This window comes from Candidatus Synechococcus spongiarum, from assembly GCF_900047545.1.
GTDB classification, from domain to species: Bacteria; Cyanobacteriota; Cyanobacteriia; order PCC-6307; family Cyanobiaceae; genus Synechococcus_B; species Synechococcus_B spongiarum_C.
In genome coordinates, this window is the sequence record NZ_FITM01000008.1 from 1 (window position 1) to 16,215 (window position 16,215).

Sequence of the window (16,215 nt, forward strand, 5' to 3'; positions counted from 1 at the left end):
GGGAGGAAACCGGCATCTATTTTGCCGACAGTACCAAGCTGGCAGTGTGCCACAATAGGCGCATCAGCCGTAACCGGGTCTTCCGAGGGCTGGCCAAGCGTGGGCGCAGCACCATGATGGGATGGTTCTTTGGCTTCAAGCTCCACCTGCTCATTAACCATAAGGGCCAGATCGTGGCCTTCAGGATTACCGATGAGCAGCAGCGATGACCGCCAACCACTTGAGGCCCTGACTGCGGCCCTGCAAGGGAAGGTCTTTGCTGATAAGGGCTATCTGTCCAAGTCTCTGCTGCTGCGCCTTTGGCAGCGCGGCTTCCACCTGGTCACTAGTGTTCGCCGTAATATGAAGAACTACCTGATGCCGCTGCTGGACAAGCTGTTACTGCGCAAACGATTCATCATTGAAACTCTCTTTGATAAACTCAAGTCGCACATGGGCTTGGAACATACACGGCACCGTTCCCCTATCAATGCTCTCGTCCATATTATCTCTTGTCTAGCAGCTTACACCCTAGCACAAACCCAAGGTCAACATGGGCAAAATCGTCACTCCTGACTCTATGGAGACCATCCCATCCCCCTCCTGACCTTATCCAAAACTGGGGTTTGATATTCCCAATTTTGGAAACCGAGGTTTCTTTCTAGTTTTTCAGATTCTTGTTGACTCAGTTCTTTTAGTATCGGATGGAAATCATTTGGGCATCTCAAAAAATCGAGCAAAGCCCCCCAGAGGGCTGCCGTCTCACCATGAGAAAGTCAGTTGTAGAGGGATTTCTCGTAGGCCAGCAGGCTTTCCCATGCTGGGAAAACGGCGATTTTTCGTGGTGCCCAGTGGACTAGGCAGATCTTGCAGAGCAGGGCAACCTCGTTCAGGGAGGCGAGTGACTGAAGAATGGCGGCAGCGTCCTTCAGCCACTCCTACCTCTGTTGCCTGGCATCGACACTGCCCGCTGGAGACCCAGCAGACCTTTCCTGGCGACCCGGACAGAGTCTGCGTGTCAGAGATCCAGATCAGTAGCCAGCTTGCTGATCATTGCAGCATGCAGGCTGGCGCGGTCGGCGCTGTCAGGGCCGTTGCAGACGGGATCGTCCCCCTCTTCTTTCAGAATCACCGCCCCATCAGGTTTGCAAAGTGGCAGGGCGGAGAAATGAAATGCTGGCGAGAGGCGCAGGATGTCGGCATCAGGCAATAACGCCGCAAAACCACTGGCGTCAAAGTCGGTTGCCATCAGCCGGTCGCTGCCTTTCCCCAGCCCGATAAGCGTCACGTGACTGACCAGGCCGGTGGTATGAGTTGCATCCAGCCCCCAGGTCAGGCCCGGATCGATGGCCGCAACATGGGTGATCCTGTCGTCTGCATAGGATGCGGCCCATGCCTCTGCCGAAAGCGCAAGACTATCGACCTTTGCCTGGGCAAGATCGTGACAAAAGATGGAAATGGCCTGATTTTCGGGCCGCAAAGCCAATCTGCAGTAGGTTGCGAAGCCATCAAGATCACCACGCAATCCTCCCACTGAGAGTGCTGTCCAGCCGCCATAGGAGAAACCGGCTGCCACGATGCGGTCCGGGTCCACGTGCGGGGCGATTTCCGGGTCGTCAAAGACCCTGTCGAGCACGAGGCTCAGATCCTGAACCCGTGTCCAGTGATCAAGCGCTGCCTCACTGTCGAAATCTCCAAAAGTAGAGTGGGGATGGTTGACGGCAATCACGATGGCTCCACGCTCGGCAAGACCAGCAGCCAGCCATGTAAGTGAGTGGAAATGGCCACCGAGACCGTGACTTAGCAGCACCAGTGGATAGTCGCCATTGGCCATCGGGGCGTCTTTGGAGACGGTCACGCCATAGAACACCGCGTTTTCAGAGATCATCGTCTCGCGGCCTGATCCGAACGCTGGATACCAAATTCCTCCCTCCAAGTCTTGCCCGTGGTGGGGCGCGAACCTTGAGAAGGTTTTGTATCCGGCCGGGTCAGCTTGCGCTGCAAAGGGGGTGGCGAATAAAAGCGCTATAAGCAGGGACAGGTTTCCCATGAAATGGGAGCCACACTGCAAAATCCGCATTGTGCCTTTGGTGAGTCCATCCAATGGGCATGACTTTAACTCAACGGTCAACGCCTTATTGAGAATCCAACCAAGCCCGGCGCAGCAGGGCATTGACCACTGCTGCCGCCAGGCCTGCCCCACCCCGGCTGCCTTCCAGGCGCACCTGGGGCCAGCCGCTGTGGGCCAGTGCCGCCTTGGCTTCCCGCACCCCCACAAAGCCCACTGGCATCCCCACCACCAACACCGGTGGTTCAAGGTGGCCGTCCCGTCCCAGGGCCAGCAGATGGAGCAGGGCCGTGGGGGCGCTGCCGATCACCACCACGCTGTGGGGATGGTGCTGCACAGCGGCGGCCAGGCCCAGGGCGGTGCGGGTTTGTCCAGGGGGGGCTGCCTCTGGCGCCCAGCCCAGGCCGTTGAGCACCGGATTGGCAAAGGTGCGCCGGGCCATGGGGGTCACTGCCGCGGCCGCCATGGCGGTGTCGGTGAGAATGGGTGCGCCACGGGCCAGGGCGGCCATGGCCTGCCCACAGGCGGCGGCGGGACAACGCAATGCTGTGGTCAGTCGCCAATCCCCGCTGCTGTGGATCAGCCGCACCAGCACCTCCTGTTGCACACCGTGGAATCCGGTGGGGGGAAGGTGCTGCTGGATCAGCGCCAGGCTCTCCGTCAAAATCGGGTGGTCGATGGGGGATGGTTCCATGCCGGTACATGTCTACTGGGGTGATGACACCACAGCGCTGGAGCACGCGGTGACGGCTCTGGTCCAAAAGGTGCTGGATCCCGCCTGGGGAAGCTTCAACCTGCAACGCCTGGACGGCCAGCAAGGGGATGGGGCCACCCTGGCGTTAACAACTGTGCGCATGGCCCCCTTTGGCGGTGGCGGGCGGTTGGTTCACGTGGCCAACAGCCCCTTTTGTGAGCGCTGCCCGCCGGAGCTGCTGGCGGCCCTCACCACCACCCTGCCCCACATTCCCCCCAACTGCCACCTGCTGCTCACCTCCGTCAACAAGCCCGATGGCCGCTTGAAATCTACGAAGCTGCTCCAGAAAGCCGCCACCGTGAAACCTTTCCCCCGCCCAGCGGTGTGGGACAGCCGTGGTCAGCGGCAGATGGTGCAGCGTGCCACCAAGGCCGCCGGCGTCACCATGGAGCCTGCAGCGGAAGCGGCCCTGGCGGAGGCAGTGGGCAGCGACAGTGGCCGCCTGGCGGGGGAACTGGAGAAACTAGATCTCTACAGCGATGGCAAGAGGATCACTACAGCGGCGGTGGCGGCCCTGGTGGGCACCACCAGCCAAACCAGCTTGCAAGTAGGCGAGGCTTTGCTCCACAACCACGTGCCCACCGCCCTGCACCTGCTGGATGAGCTGCTCCGGACCAACGAACCCGCTCTGCGGATCCAGGCCAGCCTGGTGAGCCAGGTGCGCGGTTGGCTTTGGGTGGCGCTGATGACGGCCGCTGGGGAGAAGGATGCGCAAACCATCGCCAAGGCCGCTGGCCTCGGGAATCCCAAGCGGGTCTATGTGTTGCAGCGGCAAGTGCAGGGTTGCCGGCCCCAGCGGCTACAACAACTCCTCACCGCGCTGCTGGAGTTGGAATGGGCCCTCAAGCAGGGCACACCGCCCCGGCAGGCCTTTCGGGAACACTTGCTGCCCTTGGCCCAGGGGCGTCAGGGCAGATAATCAGCCCATGCATCCTGACGGCCATAGACCTTCTGGCGAAGGATGGATATGATTCATCTTGAGCATGGATACAACAAGCTGGTCAAGCCTATGGAATCTTCCCTTGAGCAGAGCGCTTGCTATCCCCAACCAGTGGGCATAGAGAGCTTTAATCCAGCGGCGAGCCTGCCCTACGGGCTCACCGCTGAGCATCTCTGCGGGGCGATGAACGCATTCGTTGATTTCATTGGTTTTATTAATCAACAACTCCATGACCGCAACATCCCGCGATTAGAGACAATGCTGATGCCTGCAACCTTCTCTTCAATTGTTGGGGAGTTCATGGCTTCTGCTATTCCAAAGCACTGCCCGAAGATTGCCAGGAATAGTTATCACAATGGCCATCCAGACTTGGTGCCGAAGGGAATGTTCCTCAACGACACGGTACAATATACCCAGGAAGGCATAGAAGTCAAGGGCTCACGCTATCCTCGTGGTTGGCAAGGGCACAATCCAGAGAGTGTATGGCTCATGGTGTTCTACTTTGCGTCGAACCGTCCCAATGATAAGGAGAAAGGAATTCAGCCCGTCCCGTTCCACTACTTGGGGGTGTTTGGCGCCCGACTTGAGAAGGCTGATTGGAAATTTTCGGGTCGCTCACCCACCAGCCGGCGCACGATCACAGCCAGCGTCGCCCCCAGTGGTTACGACAAGATGGTGAGCAACTGGCTCTACAGGAGTCCTGGCCTCAAGCTCTAGCTGCCCCTGAGCGTTGTGGGAAGGCGGCGCACCTGTTGCCCCATTGATTGGCAGCGCATGGAGTTGGGGAACCGCCTTGCCAGCCAATGTGTAGTAATCGCTGTGCCGTTCTATGCCAATGGAGCGATAGCCCACTGTTTCTGCCGCTGCAAGGGTGGATCCGGAGCCCATGAAGGGATCCACAACAATGCCCTCACCCAAAGGCAAGGCTGACCACACCAGTTGGCGCATCAGCGACTGGGGCTTGAGGCTGGGGTGGTTAGCAATGTGGCGCTCACATCGGGGTGTGCGCTCGCTGGGAATCACGTCAAGGAACGGCTTGCCGTCCATCCTGCGCCGCAGTCCCCCGGTCCCATGGGTCCGTAAGCACTCACGCAGGGGCATTCCCTTGGGAAGGGGTTTGCGGAAGAGACCCCAAGGCTCGTAGCCACCCCGGGGGAGCGAGCACACATCCGAGAACTCCTGCTCCCCCAGCTTGGGCCGGTCGCCGCCGCGCAGGGTCTGGACCAGGCGGATGATCTGGGTGCGGAATTCAAGCCCACCCTCCATCAGGGAGGAGAACACCAGTTGGCACATGAAGGCGTTGCAGGCAACGAAAACATGGGCGCCGGGTTTCAGCTTGGGCAGCAGGGTGATTGTCCATTCATGGAAGAACTGCCCCACTGCCTGACGTTCCCTGTCGTCTAGTGCTGTAAAACGGGGCAGCGGCGCCCTCTTGTTGCCGTCAAAGGAGGGCGGGATGCGCCAGATGCCCGTCTTGCCGCACTGCCGCTGCTCAAGTTCCCGCGCTTCGTATTCCCGGACGCCGTAGGGTGGGTCTGTGACGACGGCGTCAATTGAGTTATCTGGAACCTGCCTCAACCAATGGAAGCAGTCGGCATGCACCATGAGAGAACGGCCATAGGTGCAATACGGGAAATCAAACCCAGGGAGTTGGGGTGCTGTGGGATCGATGTCCATGGCTATTCCCTCTCTGTTGGTGAGTCACGCTAAGCGCTATAGAACTCATGTATTGTAATCCTGATCATTCAGCCAGGCCCGGCACAGCAGGATATTGACCACCACTGCCGCTTGGCGCCAGCTCCCACTTTCCTTCCAGATTCATCCGGCGCCAGCCTGGTGAGCCGGAGGCGCGCCAGGGCGGATAATCACCCCATCCCTCCTGGCGGCCATGGCGCTCCTGGTGCAAAAATTCGGTGGCAGTTCCGTTGGCTGCCTCGAACGGCTCAAGGCTGTTGCAGAGCGGGTTCGCAAGACACGCCACGCCGGAGACGACGTGGTGGTGGTGGTGTCTGCCATGGGGAAAACCACCGATGAACTCACCCGGTTGGCCTGCTCCATCAGTCGTCATCCCCCGCGGCGGGAGTTGGACATGCTGCTGGCCAGTGGGGAGCAGGTGAGCATTGCCCTGCTCAGCATGGCCCTGCAGGAACTGGGGGTGGCGGCAGTGTCCATGACGGGGCAGCAGGTGGGGATCGTCACGGAAGCGGCCCACGGCCGGGCCCGCATTCTGAACATCCGCACCGAGCGGGTACGAGGCGCCCTGGCGGAGGGGGCCGTGGTGGTGGTGGCCGGTTTTCAGGGCACCGCCACCAGCGCCAACGGCAACCTGGAGATCACCACCTTGGGGCGGGGCGGCTCGGACACCTCCGCTGTGGCCTTGGCGGCGGCCCTGGGAGCCGAGCGCTGCGAGATTTACACCGACGTGGAAGGGGTGCTCACCACCGACCCCCGCATTGTGCCCGGCGCCCAATTGCTGGAGCACATCAGTTGTGACGAGATGCTGGAATTGGCAAGCCTTGGGGCGGCGGTGCTCCACCCCCGGGCCGTGGAAATTGCCCGCAATTACGGCCTGCCCCTGGTGGTGCGCTCCAGTTGGAGTGATCACCCGGGCACCTGTCTCACCAGCAACCGACGCCAGCGGGTGGCTGGGGTGGCGCTGGAATTGGGCAAACCCGTGGACGCCCTGGAACTGGTGCGCCACCAGGGACTTGTTGCCCTCTCCCACGTGCCGGATCGCCCCGGGGTGGCGGCCCAGCTTTCCGAGGCCCTGTCGGAGGCCGGAATCAACGTGGACCTGATTGTGCAATCCCTCCATGAGGGAGCCAGCAACGACATGGCCTTCACCCTGGAGCGCCAGGATCTGGAGCGGGCCCAGGCGGTGGTCAGCAGCTTAAGCGGCCACCTGGGGGGTCCCCAACCCTTCGTTGTGGCCGCCTATTCCGAACTGGCCAAGCTGAGCTTGGTGGGCGCCGGCATTACGGGCCGTCCTGATGTTGCCGCCAGCATGTTTGCCACCCTGGGACAGGCCGGCATCAGCCTGCGGATGATCGCCACCAGTGAAGTGAAAGTAAGCTGTGTAATTGAGGACAACGACGCTGCCCAGGCGCTCGATCTGCTCCGGGAGGGATTTGAGTTGGCGCCGTCCCAGGTGCATCTGGAGGCCATCCCCTGTGAAGACAGCACCCCGGCCGTGCGGGGCGTGGCCCTGGATTGCGGGCAGGCCCAGGCATCGGTCCACGGGGTGCCGGACTGGCCGGGGGCGGCTGCGGCGGTCTGCCGTGCTCTGAGCGACGACAACATCAGCCTGGACACCATCGTGCAATCGGAACGCACCCGCCAAACCCCCCTGGGCGCCGCCAGAGACCTGGCCTTCACTTTGCCCCGCCAGGACTTGGAGCAGGCCCGCCAGGCCCTTGCTCCCCTACTCCAGCAATGGCCGGGCGCAGAGTTGATTCCGGGAGGACCCATCGCCCGCGTCAGCGCCGTGGGGGCAGGGATGCCCTGCACCGCTGGCACCGCTGGCCGCATGTTCCGCGCCTTGGCGGATGCGGGCATCAACATCGCCATGATTGCCACCAGCGAGATCCGCATCAGTTGTGTGGTGGCCCAGGACGACGGGGAAGCCGCCCTGCGGGCGATCCACCGTAGTTTCTGCCTGACAGGCTGAGGGGCACTGTCCATGGGCCATTGTAATGGGTGCAGAAATGTGATCCTGGATTGGCCCAGTCCCTGACACGTCGGCAGTTGCTCACCACGGTTGCTGTGGGGGTGGGCGCCACGGCAGCCCTGCGGCTGTGGCGTAGCCGGGCATGGGGGCAGCGGCAGGGGCAGCGCCTGCTCTATGTGAAGGGCCAGGGACCCAAAGCCTGGCTTCAACAGCTCCCCAAAACCTGGACGGCACAGTCGCGCCCCACCATGGAGCGCCTGGCGGCGGACCTTCAGACCGGGGCCGTTGATCTGGCCATGGTGGGGGAGGCCTGGCTTCCCCAACTGCGAGACCAGCTTCAGCCCTTTGGCGCCCCGGAATTGCTGGAGCCGCTGCTGAAGGCTGCTCAAGATCCCGCGGTGCTAGGTGGCGACGTGACCGCTGCCCCCGTGGCGTTGCCCTGGGCGTTCGGCAGTTGGGTGATGGTCTTTCGCAGCCAGCCGGCCTGGGTGGAGCGGAGCCGACGGGAGGGCTGGTCCCTTCTGGCGGCAGCGGACCTGCAAGATACCTGGATCCTGCCGGCCAGTCCCCGGGTGGTGCTGGCCTTGGCGTTACAGAGCCTGGGGCAGTCCCCCAACACCACCAACCTCTCCTCTGTGCCCGGTTTGGCAGCGCGCCTGGCCACCGTGGTGCGGCGGGCACGGGCGTTTGACAGCCGCCATGCCCTCACCCGTCTGGTGAACGGTCACGGCTCTGCTGCGGTGGTGCCCTCCTGGACCGTGATTCCCCACCTGCTTCGTGATCAGCGGCTGGTGGCGGTGCGGCCCACCACGTCCCCCCCCCTCCTCGGTTGGCAGGTGCTGGTGCGTCCCCGCCGGGCCGGCCCCATCCCCAAGCCATGGTTACAGGCCGGCACAAAGGAAGTGATCCTCAACAGCCTTCTCCAGGCCGGCTTCTGCCCACCCCTGCCCATGGACGCCCTCCAACCCCGGTTGGCCAAGCAACCTGGTGCCGCCCTGCTCCACCCTGGGGACGAGGCCATGGCGCAGGCAGAAACCCTGCAACCCTTGACCCCGGAGCACCAGGCCCAGGTCCAACAGGTCTGGGATGAAGCCATGGGGGAGCGCCTCCAGGCCACCGGAGCAGGCGGGACCGCCTAATCAAGTGTCGTCACCAACCCCAGAGACGGCGCCGTGGCGGGCCTTGCAGCAGCCCGTGGGTGTGCTGCAGTAGGGTGGGAATCTCCAGATTCCGTGGGCAGCGGGGCAAACAGTCGCCACAACGGGTGCAGGCATCCCCCCGCACCAGGGGCAGCCAGTGGCCCGCTTGACCAATGAGCCCATAGCGCTCCTCACAGAAGGCGCCCATCCCGTGGCCCAGGCGCAGATTGCGCAACCGCAGCAGGGTGGGGATGTCGATGTCCTCCGGGCAGGGGAGACAACAGCGGCATTGGCCACAGAAGGTGTCCTGCAACCGCTGCTGACAGGCTTGATTCAGCCCCTCGGCGGCGGCAGCCACAGCGGCGGGCATACCATCCCCCACCCAGGCCAGCCGCTGGGCCCAATCCAGGTCGGAAGGGCGGGCCGCTCCTACGGTCAGGGTGCTGACGCCACGGCCCAGCAACCAGCGGTACGCCAATTCCAGGGGGTCGAAGGGGGTACACTGCTGCCGCAGCAAGTCCGGCGGATCAAACAGCCGTCCCCCCTTATCCGCCGGTGAAATGGCCATCACCCCCATGCCGGCGGCCAGGGCCTGACGGGCCAACGGCATCATCGTGGGATTCAGCAGGTGCAGATGCAGGCTGCAAAAGTCAAAGCGGCCGCTGGTGATGGCCTGCTCCACCAGCTCCGGGCTGCCATGGCTGCTGAAGCCCACCTGTCCCACCAGACCCTCCGCCTCGCAGGCCGCCAGGATCTCGGCGCCGGGGCCCTGTAAGGCCCAGCGGAGGTGCTCAGGCCGGTTGATGCCGTGGACAGCCAGTTGATCCAGCCGATCCAGACCCACACGCTGGAGAGTGGCGCGCACCACCGCCAGGCCGCTGCCCACGTCCAGCCCCGGCAAAAGCTTGCTGGTGACCAGGTAGTGGTGTCGGGATACGGCCAACGCGGCCAGGGCCTGACCCAGGTAGGTCTGAGACGGCCCGTAGGCGGGTGCTGTTTCAAAGTGGTTGATGCCGATGGCCAAGGCCCGGGCCACCACCTGCTGCAGTTGCAGAGGACTGGCCAGGGCCCGCATGAGCCCCAAGGTGAAGACACTCACGGCTGGCCCCTGGCCAAAGGGCCGCCGGGTCATGGGCGGGGTAGCAACAGTCACCGCCGGTGTGGGTCAACTCCCGGATTCAGATGACTCCCCAGGGCAGTGGTCATCCCAACTGTCAGTGGTACCCCCTGACGAATCCAGATTCACGCCGGAGCGACGGATCAGTTCCGCGGGACTGATATCGGCGATGGCCTTGTGAAAGGCTTCCATGTCCACGGCATCAGCCTCCGCGTCTACCGGAATTGAGGCATCGCTGACCACCTCTTCCACCATCCAGATGCTGGCCTTGCTGCGTACCGCCAGGGCAATGGCGTCACTGGGTCGGCAATCAAGGCTCACCATGGTTTGATCTTGTCGTCGCAGGCGCAGTTCCGCATGGAAGGTGCTGTCTTGAATACTGCTAATGATGATGCGGTCAAATTCCAACTCAGCCACCTGAAACAGGTTCAGCATCAGGTCATGGGTCATGGGACGGGGAGGATGGAGACCCTTCAAGCCAAAGATGATGCTGTGGGCCTGCACCTTGTCTACCCAGATGGGCACCTGACGGCGGCCACCGGGATCACGCAGCAGCACGATGGGCTGGTAGCTGGCGGCATCAAGGATAATGCCGGTAATTTCCATCTCCACCATGTCAGCATTCCCCAATGGCGATCTACGTTAATTATGGGGGCAGGACTGCTTTGTTTCCCAGGGAGCAGTCATGTTCACCGGACTGATTCAGGCCATGGGTCAGGCCAACATTGGCTTGGGAGGCGTTGCCATCCACAGCCCCCACTTCCTGGCAACGGTCAGGCCCCAGCCGGGGGACAGCGTCGCGGTGGATGGGGTCTGCCTCACCGTGGCCCGGCTTGAGCCCTGGGGTTTCCAGGCCGACGTGAGCCCGGAAACCATGGCCCGATGCACCATGGGTCACCCCACAGCCGCCAGGACCATGGTGAACCTGGAGCCGGCCCTGAGGCTCCAGGACCGACTAGGAGGGCATCTGGTGTCCGGTCATGTGGACGGGTTGGGGGAAATTGTGGCCATTAAACGTCAACCCCGGTCCTGGACCGTGGAGATCAACTGGCAGGATCCCGGTTTTGGCAGGTATGTGGTGAGCAAGGGCAGTGTGGCGGTGGATGGCATCAGTCTCACCGTGGCCCGGTGCAGTGCCGGGGGAGAGCGCTTCTCGGCGGCGGTGATTCCCGTCACGTGGGGGGAAACAACCTTGAAGAATCGCCAGGTGGGGGACCTGGTCAACCTGGAGGCCGATCTATTGGCCAAATACAGCGAGCGCCTGTTGGGTCTGAAGCGCCCACAAACCACCTCCCACCAGGAGCAGAGCATCAGCCAGGCCTGGCTGCAGGAGCAAGGGTGGCGCTAAATTCCCCCAACCATGGAGGACACCAGCTTAAACACGCAGGTCCCGCCCATCGCACGGCAGGAGAAAGATGGAGCCAGTGTCCGCTTGAATCTCGATGAAAAACTCCTGGCCCGGCTCAATGCCGGCGCGATGGGTGTACGTCTGGCCAATCAGGAGATTGCCATTGCCATGCACCCGGGTGGTGAAATCCGCCTGGCGCCCCCGTCTTTTGGGGCTGCTTTCCTCCCTTCCCGGCACCTGGAAGCCTTTGGCCAGCACCAGGGCATAGCAGAATTTCTGTTTTAGGAGGCGGCCGGACGGGCCAACATAACCGCAAATCCTGGCAATCTGATCCAGGGGTCGGTCCGCAAAGATTCTGACTTTAGCCAGCAGTGTCTCCCCCTCCAACATCTTCTCGTTCTGTGGCATTGGCTTTCCAGTCCAGGCTTACAGCAAATAAAGCAAAGCAAATAATACCACCCAAACCCCATCAACAAAGTGCCAGTACAGTTCCGCCGCTGCAAATCCGAAGTGGTTCTCTGCCGTAAAGTATCCTTCCCTGCCCGCTTGCCACCACACAATTAAAATCATCATGGCCCCTAGGGTGACGTGGAGCCCGTGAAAGCCGGTCAGGGCATAAAAGGTGCTGGCAAAGAGATTGTCGGTCAAGCCAAAGGGAAGATGGAAGTATTCCCACATCTGACCGGCCATGAAGGCCACCCCCAGGACAGCCGTGAGCAGCAGCCAGCCACGACAGGCGGCCATGCGGCTGGCCATGAGCGCCTTGCTACCACGGTGGAAGGTGAGGCTGCTGACCAGCAGCACCAGGGTGTTCACAGCCGGCAGCAACAACTCCAGTTCGTACTCCCCGTTCACGGGCAGGGGATTCACCGCCCGATAGGTGAGGTAGGCGGCAAAGAAACCGGCGAAGGTCATCCCGTCCGCCACCAGAAACGTGGCCAGGCCGAAGAGGCGCACGTCCGGATGATGGGCGTGGGCCGGGGCTTGGGATTGCTCCTCCTGCCGCGGATCGGAGAGGTGGGCGGCGGGCCGTTGGCTCAGGGTGGTCATGTTGAGTGAGAGATGGCGGGGAGGAAAACGCGGAAAACACAGCCCCCAGGCCTCAACGGCCTGCGGACCAGAGTTCACGGCCCTGGACAGTGGTGACCGGCATGGCGTCTTCTGCGCTGCCGTAGTCATAGGGTTCCGTCACGAGGGGAGCCTCATGCAGCCAGTTTTCCACGGGTGGGGGGGAACTGGTGAGCCACTCCGCTGTGCAGGCCCGCCAGGGATTGTCCCCTGCCGGTGCTCCCTTCCACAGGCTCCAGACCACGTTGATCAGGAAGGGTAGGGTGCTGATGGCCAGCAGCAGGGCGCCCACGGAAGAAATTTGATTGATGAGCTGAAACTGGGGATCATATTCCGCCACCCGCCGCGGCATCCCGTTGAGCCCCAACCAGTGTTGGGGAAAAAAGCAGATATTAAAGCCCAGAAACGAGAGCAAGCAATGAAAACGTCCCAGGTGTTCATTGAGCAGGCGACCACTGATTTTGGGAAACCAGTGATAGATGGCTGCAAAAATGACGAAGACGGTTCCACCAAAGACAATGTAATGGAAGTGGGCCACAACAAAGTAGGTGTCATGGACATGCACGTCAAAGGGAACCTGGGCCAAGGCCACTCCCGTGATGCCACCAAAAACAAAGTTGAAAATAAAACCAGCACAGAATAACAATGCACTGTTCAAGGCCAGCTTACCTTGCCAGAGGGTGGCCAGCCAGTTAAAGAACTTGATGCCAGTGGGCACTGCAATGATGGCCGTGGCAATGGTGAAAAACAAGCGCATCCAGGGAGGGGTTCCACTGGTGAACATATGGTGAGCCCAAACAATCAAGCCCAAAAAGACGATGCCCAAAATCGAATAGATCATGGACCGATAACCAAACAGGGGCTTACGGGCATGGATGGGCAGGATCTCGCTGACCAGACCAAAGGCGGGCAACACCATAATGTAGACAGCAGGATGGGAATAGAACCAGAATAAGTGCTGGTAGACCACCGCATTCCCCCCCAGAGTCGGATTAAAAAAGCCGGTGCCGGCCACAATATCCATGCTCAGCAAGATCAGGGCGCCCGCCAGCACCGGCGTGGCCAGCACCACCAGAATGCTGGTGCCCAACATGGCCCAGCAAAACATGGGCAACTGGAACAGGCCCAAGCCAGGGCGACGCAACTTGAGGACCGTGGCAATGAAATTGACGGCGCCGAAGATGGAGCTGCCACCCAACAGCAGCACACTAACAATCCAGATGATCTGCCCCACCGCGGGTGTGGTGATGCTGAGGGGAGGGTAGGCTGTCCAGCCGGATTGGGCAGCACCCCCAATGAAGTAGCTGCTCAGCAGGAGGAAGCCCGCTGGCGGCAGCATCCAGAAGGCCACCGCGTTGAGGCGCGGGAAGGCCATATCCCTTGCGCCCACGTAGAACGGCACCAGATAATTTCCAAAGGCCCCGTTGACCACTGGCACGATCCAGAGAAAGATCATGATGGTGCCGTGTAAGGTCAAGACTTGATTGTAAGTGTCTCGGGCCATGAAGTCCGAGAGAGGCGTCACCAGTTCGACACGAATCATGCCCGCCAGGGCGCCGCCCACCAGATAGAAGAAGAAGCCCGTCACCAAATACTGAATACCGATCACCTTATGATCAAGGCTGAACCCAAAGTACTCGTGCCAAGGGGTGTGATGTTGAACATCCATATGGCGTGGCTCCATACGGCGCGGTGAGCCGGTGAGGGCGCTTGTTGTCATGGGTCTTGCCTACGTGTGGAGTGGAAGGGTGGTCAGGCCGTTGGCGAGGGGTCGGGAGCTGTGGCGACAGTGGCTGGTGTGTTCCGGACGAGCCATTCCTCAAAATTCCGGGGATCCTCCACCACCACCTTGGAGCGCATTCCCCCATGGTAAGGTCCGCAGAGTTCAGCACAGACAATGTCGTAATCCCCCTGCCGATTTGCGGTGAAGCTGAGCACCGTAGGTTGCCCCGGAATCACGTCCTGCTTGAGACGAAACTCCGGCACCCAGAAGGCATGAATCACGTCGTTGGATTTCAACCGCAACTCCACAGGCTGCCCCTGGGGCAGGTGCAGTTCTCCAGTGGTGAAGTTTTGCTGGGGATAGTGAAAGATGAAGGCAAATTGCATGGCCGTCACCTCTACGGGAAACGCCATGCCCTCAGCGCGATCAATGCCTCCCCAGATCACGGTTTCCGGATCTGCTGGATGCCCCAGAGAGGCCTGTTGCACCTCTTGGGTTGCCATGGAGTGGTGATTGAAGTCAGCCATGCCACCCATCCGTGCATAGATGTCGTAGCTGTAGACCCCGAGAATCAGGATCACGATGGCGGGAACCGCCGTCCAGAACACTTCCAGAGGAAGATTGCCCTCCACGGCAGGACCGTCCAGATAATCGCCGGAACGGCGGCGGAAGGCTACCAAAGCCACCACCAGCATGGCGGTGATGCCCAGCAGAAGGCCAACGCCAATGGAGAAGAGAACCTTGAACAGTGCATCCACAGCGCTGGCATCGTCTGCCGCGGCAACGGGCATCAAGTTGATGTTTTGACCAACCCAAAGGCTGACCAGGGCCAGAAGGATGCCGGCAGCCAGGGTGAGGATGGAGGCAGGAATCGGCACGTCACGGGCCTGTCACGTGTCTTCAGCGTATGAATGCTTATCCGTGAATTTCTAACGGGAATCTAAAAAAGCGGTGCGGGTCATGGGTAATTCGACTTACCCGACTAGCTTGTAACCATTCGTAGCCCCACTGTGTCCACCTCTGCCGGACTGGCGCCACCGTCTCTCCACCGGTCGCGCCTGCTGCTGCTGAGCACCCATCTGGTGGTGACCCTGGTGGCCCTGGTGACGGTTGGCGGCGCCACCCGGGTGATGGAAGCCGGTCTGTCCTGCCCGGACTGGCCCCTCTGCTACGGCAGCGTTCTGCCCACGGCACAGATGACTATTCGGGTCTTTCTGGAATGGTTCCATCGTCTCGATGCCGCGCTGGTGGCCTTGGGGCTGCTGCTGCTGGCGGCCCTCAGTTGGGGGCAGCGGCGGCACCTGCCCCCGGCTGTACCCGTCCTGGCCACCACGGCCGTGCTGTTGGTGGCGGTGCAAGTCACCCTCGGCGCCTTGACGGTGACCCAACTGCTGCGCTTTGACATTGTCACCGCCCATCTGGCTACGGGTCTGTTGCTGGTGGCCCTGCTGAGCCTGCTGCGGCAACGGCTGCGGCTGGCCCTGGAGCCCCTGCAGCCCGACGTGGATGGAGCCCTGACAGTGCCTTGGCGCTGGTGGCCGGCGCTGGCAGCCCTGCTGGTCTATCTCCAATGCGTTTTGGGAGGCTTGCTGGCCAGCCAGTGGGCCACAGGACGGTGCCTGCACTTGCTGCAGGGCTGCCACTGGCTCATGGCCCATCGCCTGCTGGCCGGCGCCGCCCTGGTTGCCGTTGTGGTGTTGCCCCTCAAAGCCGCTGCCGCTGCCTGGCCCCGTCCCGCCCGCCACCTGGCCCTTGCCGCCGGCCTCCTGGTGCTGCTGCAAGCCGGTCTGGGGCTGCTCACGCTGCACCTGCACCTGTCCCAACCGTTGCTGACCGTTGCCCACCAACTGGGCGCCGCCCTGCTGCTCAGTGTGTTGACCAGCCTGGCCGGTCTTCTCCATCCCCTGTCCTCATCCCCATGACCCAGGCCACCGTCACCCTCTCCGGGCGTGATGCCGTTGTGCCCAGCCGCCGGCATTTGCGTCTGCCCCCCTGGCTGGAGGTTGCCAAACCCCGCTTGATTCCCCTGCTGCTGGCCACCACGTTGGGGGGCATGGCTCTGTCCGAATCCTGGCCTCTGCCCGCCCCCCAGCTTGCCTGCACCTTGGGGGGCGGCGCCCTGGCTGCAGCGGCGGCCGGGATGCTCAACTGCCTCTGGGAGCAGGAGCTGGATGGGCGCATGGCCCGCACTGCCGGGCGGGCGCTGCCCTCCGGACGCCTGTCCGGGCAGATAGCCTTTCTCCTGGCCGTCAGCCTCACCCTGGCCGCCGCCATGCTGCTGGTGGCAGGGGTGAATTGCCTGGCCGCCGGCCTCTCCCTGCTGGGGCTGTGCAGCTACGTGCTGCTCTACACCGTTGTGCTGAAGCCCCGCACCAGCCGCAACATCGTCATTGGCGGTGTGGCAGGCGCCAT

The 16,215-nt window shown here is 62.1% G+C and carries 18 protein-coding genes; 9 read left to right on the forward strand and 9 right to left on the reverse strand.

Annotated elements, in window-relative coordinates; all coding sequences use genetic code 11:
* Nucleotides 1–209 (forward strand): transposase (locus tag FLM9_RS00330; protein WP_218969700.1); only part of this gene is annotated, 209 nt, incomplete at its 5' end.
* Entirely contained in the window at nucleotides 193–555 is a 363-nt protein-coding gene (locus FLM9_RS00335; protein ID WP_074456731.1) for a transposase, read from the forward strand. The genes FLM9_RS00330 and FLM9_RS00335, both read left to right, overlap by 17 nt.
* Before the next feature lie 442 nt (nucleotides 556–997).
* Here the strand turns inward: FLM9_RS00335 and FLM9_RS00340 are convergent, their stop codons facing one another.
* On the reverse strand, nucleotides 998–2,029 hold the full coding sequence (locus FLM9_RS00340; protein ID WP_074456741.1) for an alpha/beta hydrolase family protein: 1,032 nt from the start codon (nucleotides 2,027–2,029) through the stop codon (nucleotides 998–1,000).
* 85 nt (nucleotides 2,030–2,114) lie between these two features.
* Nucleotides 2,115–2,741, reverse strand: coding sequence for a precorrin-8X methylmutase (locus FLM9_RS00345; RefSeq protein WP_074456732.1), 627 nt, complete (start codon nucleotides 2,739–2,741; stop codon nucleotides 2,115–2,117).
* On the opposite strand from FLM9_RS00345, the gene holA reads away from it, so the two are divergent.
* Together holA and FLM9_RS00355 are read left to right on the forward strand one after the other, a co-directional pair.
* Nucleotides 2,740–3,720 carry a DNA polymerase III subunit delta gene (gene holA, locus FLM9_RS00350; protein WP_074456733.1) on the forward strand — a complete coding sequence of 327 codons (981 nt, stop codon included), beginning with the start codon at nucleotides 2,740–2,742 and terminating at the stop codon, nucleotides 3,718–3,720. The genes FLM9_RS00345 and holA overlap by 2 nt on opposite strands.
* A gap of 42 nt (nucleotides 3,721–3,762) precedes the next feature.
* On the forward strand, nucleotides 3,763–4,458 hold the full coding sequence (locus tag FLM9_RS00355; RefSeq protein ID WP_218969701.1) for a hypothetical protein: 696 nt from the start codon (nucleotides 3,763–3,765) through the stop codon (nucleotides 4,456–4,458).
* Here FLM9_RS00355 and FLM9_RS00360 read toward each other — a convergent pair.
* Nucleotides 4,357–5,418, reverse strand: coding sequence for a DNA-methyltransferase (locus FLM9_RS00360; protein ID WP_074456734.1), 1,062 nt, complete (start codon nucleotides 5,416–5,418; stop codon nucleotides 4,357–4,359). The two genes, FLM9_RS00355 and FLM9_RS00360, sit on opposite strands and share 102 nt — an antisense overlap.
* Before the next feature lie 211 nt (nucleotides 5,419–5,629).
* On the opposite strand from FLM9_RS00360, the gene FLM9_RS00365 reads away from it, so the two are divergent.
* Both FLM9_RS00365 and FLM9_RS00370 read left to right on the forward strand, forming a co-directional pair.
* Entirely contained in the window at nucleotides 5,630–7,408 is a 1,779-nt protein-coding gene (locus FLM9_RS00365) for an aspartate kinase (RefSeq protein WP_074456735.1), read from the forward strand.
* A gap of 50 nt (nucleotides 7,409–7,458) precedes the next feature.
* Nucleotides 7,459–8,547, forward strand: a complete 1,089-nt coding sequence (locus tag FLM9_RS00370; RefSeq protein ID WP_074456736.1) for a type 2 periplasmic-binding domain-containing protein — start codon at nucleotides 7,459–7,461, stop codon at nucleotides 8,545–8,547.
* A gap of 10 nt (nucleotides 8,548–8,557) precedes the next feature.
* On the opposite strand, the gene FLM9_RS00375 is transcribed toward FLM9_RS00370, so the two are convergent.
* Together FLM9_RS00375 and FLM9_RS00380 are read right to left on the reverse strand one after the other, a co-directional pair.
* Complete coding sequence (locus tag FLM9_RS00375; RefSeq protein WP_074456737.1) at nucleotides 8,558–9,679, reverse strand: aldo/keto reductase; 1,122 nt, start codon at nucleotides 9,677–9,679, stop codon at nucleotides 8,558–8,560.
* A gap of 33 nt (nucleotides 9,680–9,712) precedes the next feature.
* On the reverse strand, nucleotides 9,713–10,279 hold the full coding sequence (locus FLM9_RS00380) for a bifunctional nuclease family protein (RefSeq protein WP_074456743.1): 567 nt from the start codon (nucleotides 10,277–10,279) through the stop codon (nucleotides 9,713–9,715).
* A 70-nt stretch (nucleotides 10,280–10,349) separates the two neighbouring features.
* Between FLM9_RS00380 and FLM9_RS00385 the strand changes: the two genes are divergently transcribed.
* Nucleotides 10,350–11,012, forward strand: a complete 663-nt coding sequence (locus FLM9_RS00385) for a riboflavin synthase (RefSeq protein ID WP_074456738.1) — start codon at nucleotides 10,350–10,352, stop codon at nucleotides 11,010–11,012.
* A gap of 27 nt (nucleotides 11,013–11,039) precedes the next feature.
* On the opposite strand, the gene FLM9_RS00390 is transcribed toward FLM9_RS00385, so the two are convergent.
* The 4 genes from FLM9_RS00390 to FLM9_RS00405 form a co-directional block, all read right to left on the reverse strand.
* Nucleotides 11,040–11,420 (reverse strand): AbrB-like transcriptional regulator, encoded by a 381-nt coding sequence (locus tag FLM9_RS00390; RefSeq protein WP_306806768.1) that lies wholly within the window; start codon nucleotides 11,418–11,420, stop codon nucleotides 11,040–11,042.
* A gap of 18 nt (nucleotides 11,421–11,438) precedes the next feature.
* Nucleotides 11,439–12,062, reverse strand: a complete 624-nt coding sequence (locus FLM9_RS00395; RefSeq protein WP_074456745.1) for a cytochrome c oxidase subunit 3 — start codon at nucleotides 12,060–12,062, stop codon at nucleotides 11,439–11,441.
* 52 nt (nucleotides 12,063–12,114) lie between these two features.
* A complete protein-coding gene (gene ctaD / locus FLM9_RS00400; protein WP_257242932.1) occupies nucleotides 12,115–13,764 on the reverse strand; it encodes a cytochrome c oxidase subunit I in 1,650 nt (549 codons plus the stop codon).
* Nucleotides 13,765–13,832: 68 nt separating this feature from the next.
* The gene (locus FLM9_RS00405; protein WP_074456740.1) at nucleotides 13,833–14,681 is read right to left on the reverse strand and encodes a cytochrome c oxidase subunit II; all 849 of its coding nucleotides are present in this window, start codon (nucleotides 14,679–14,681) and stop codon (nucleotides 13,833–13,835) included.
* Between the two features lie 132 nt (nucleotides 14,682–14,813).
* Here FLM9_RS00405 and FLM9_RS00410 point away from each other — a divergent pair, with 132 nt between their 5' ends.
* Both FLM9_RS00410 and FLM9_RS00415 read left to right on the forward strand, forming a co-directional pair.
* Nucleotides 14,814–15,725 carry a COX15/CtaA family protein gene (locus FLM9_RS00410; protein ID WP_081340074.1) on the forward strand — a complete coding sequence of 304 codons (912 nt, stop codon included), beginning with the start codon at nucleotides 14,814–14,816 and terminating at the stop codon, nucleotides 15,723–15,725.
* Nucleotides 15,722–16,215, forward strand: a 494-nt coding sequence (locus FLM9_RS00415) for a UbiA family prenyltransferase (RefSeq protein ID WP_180365244.1), incomplete at its 3' end; no start/stop codon positions are given. The genes FLM9_RS00410 and FLM9_RS00415, both read left to right, overlap by 4 nt.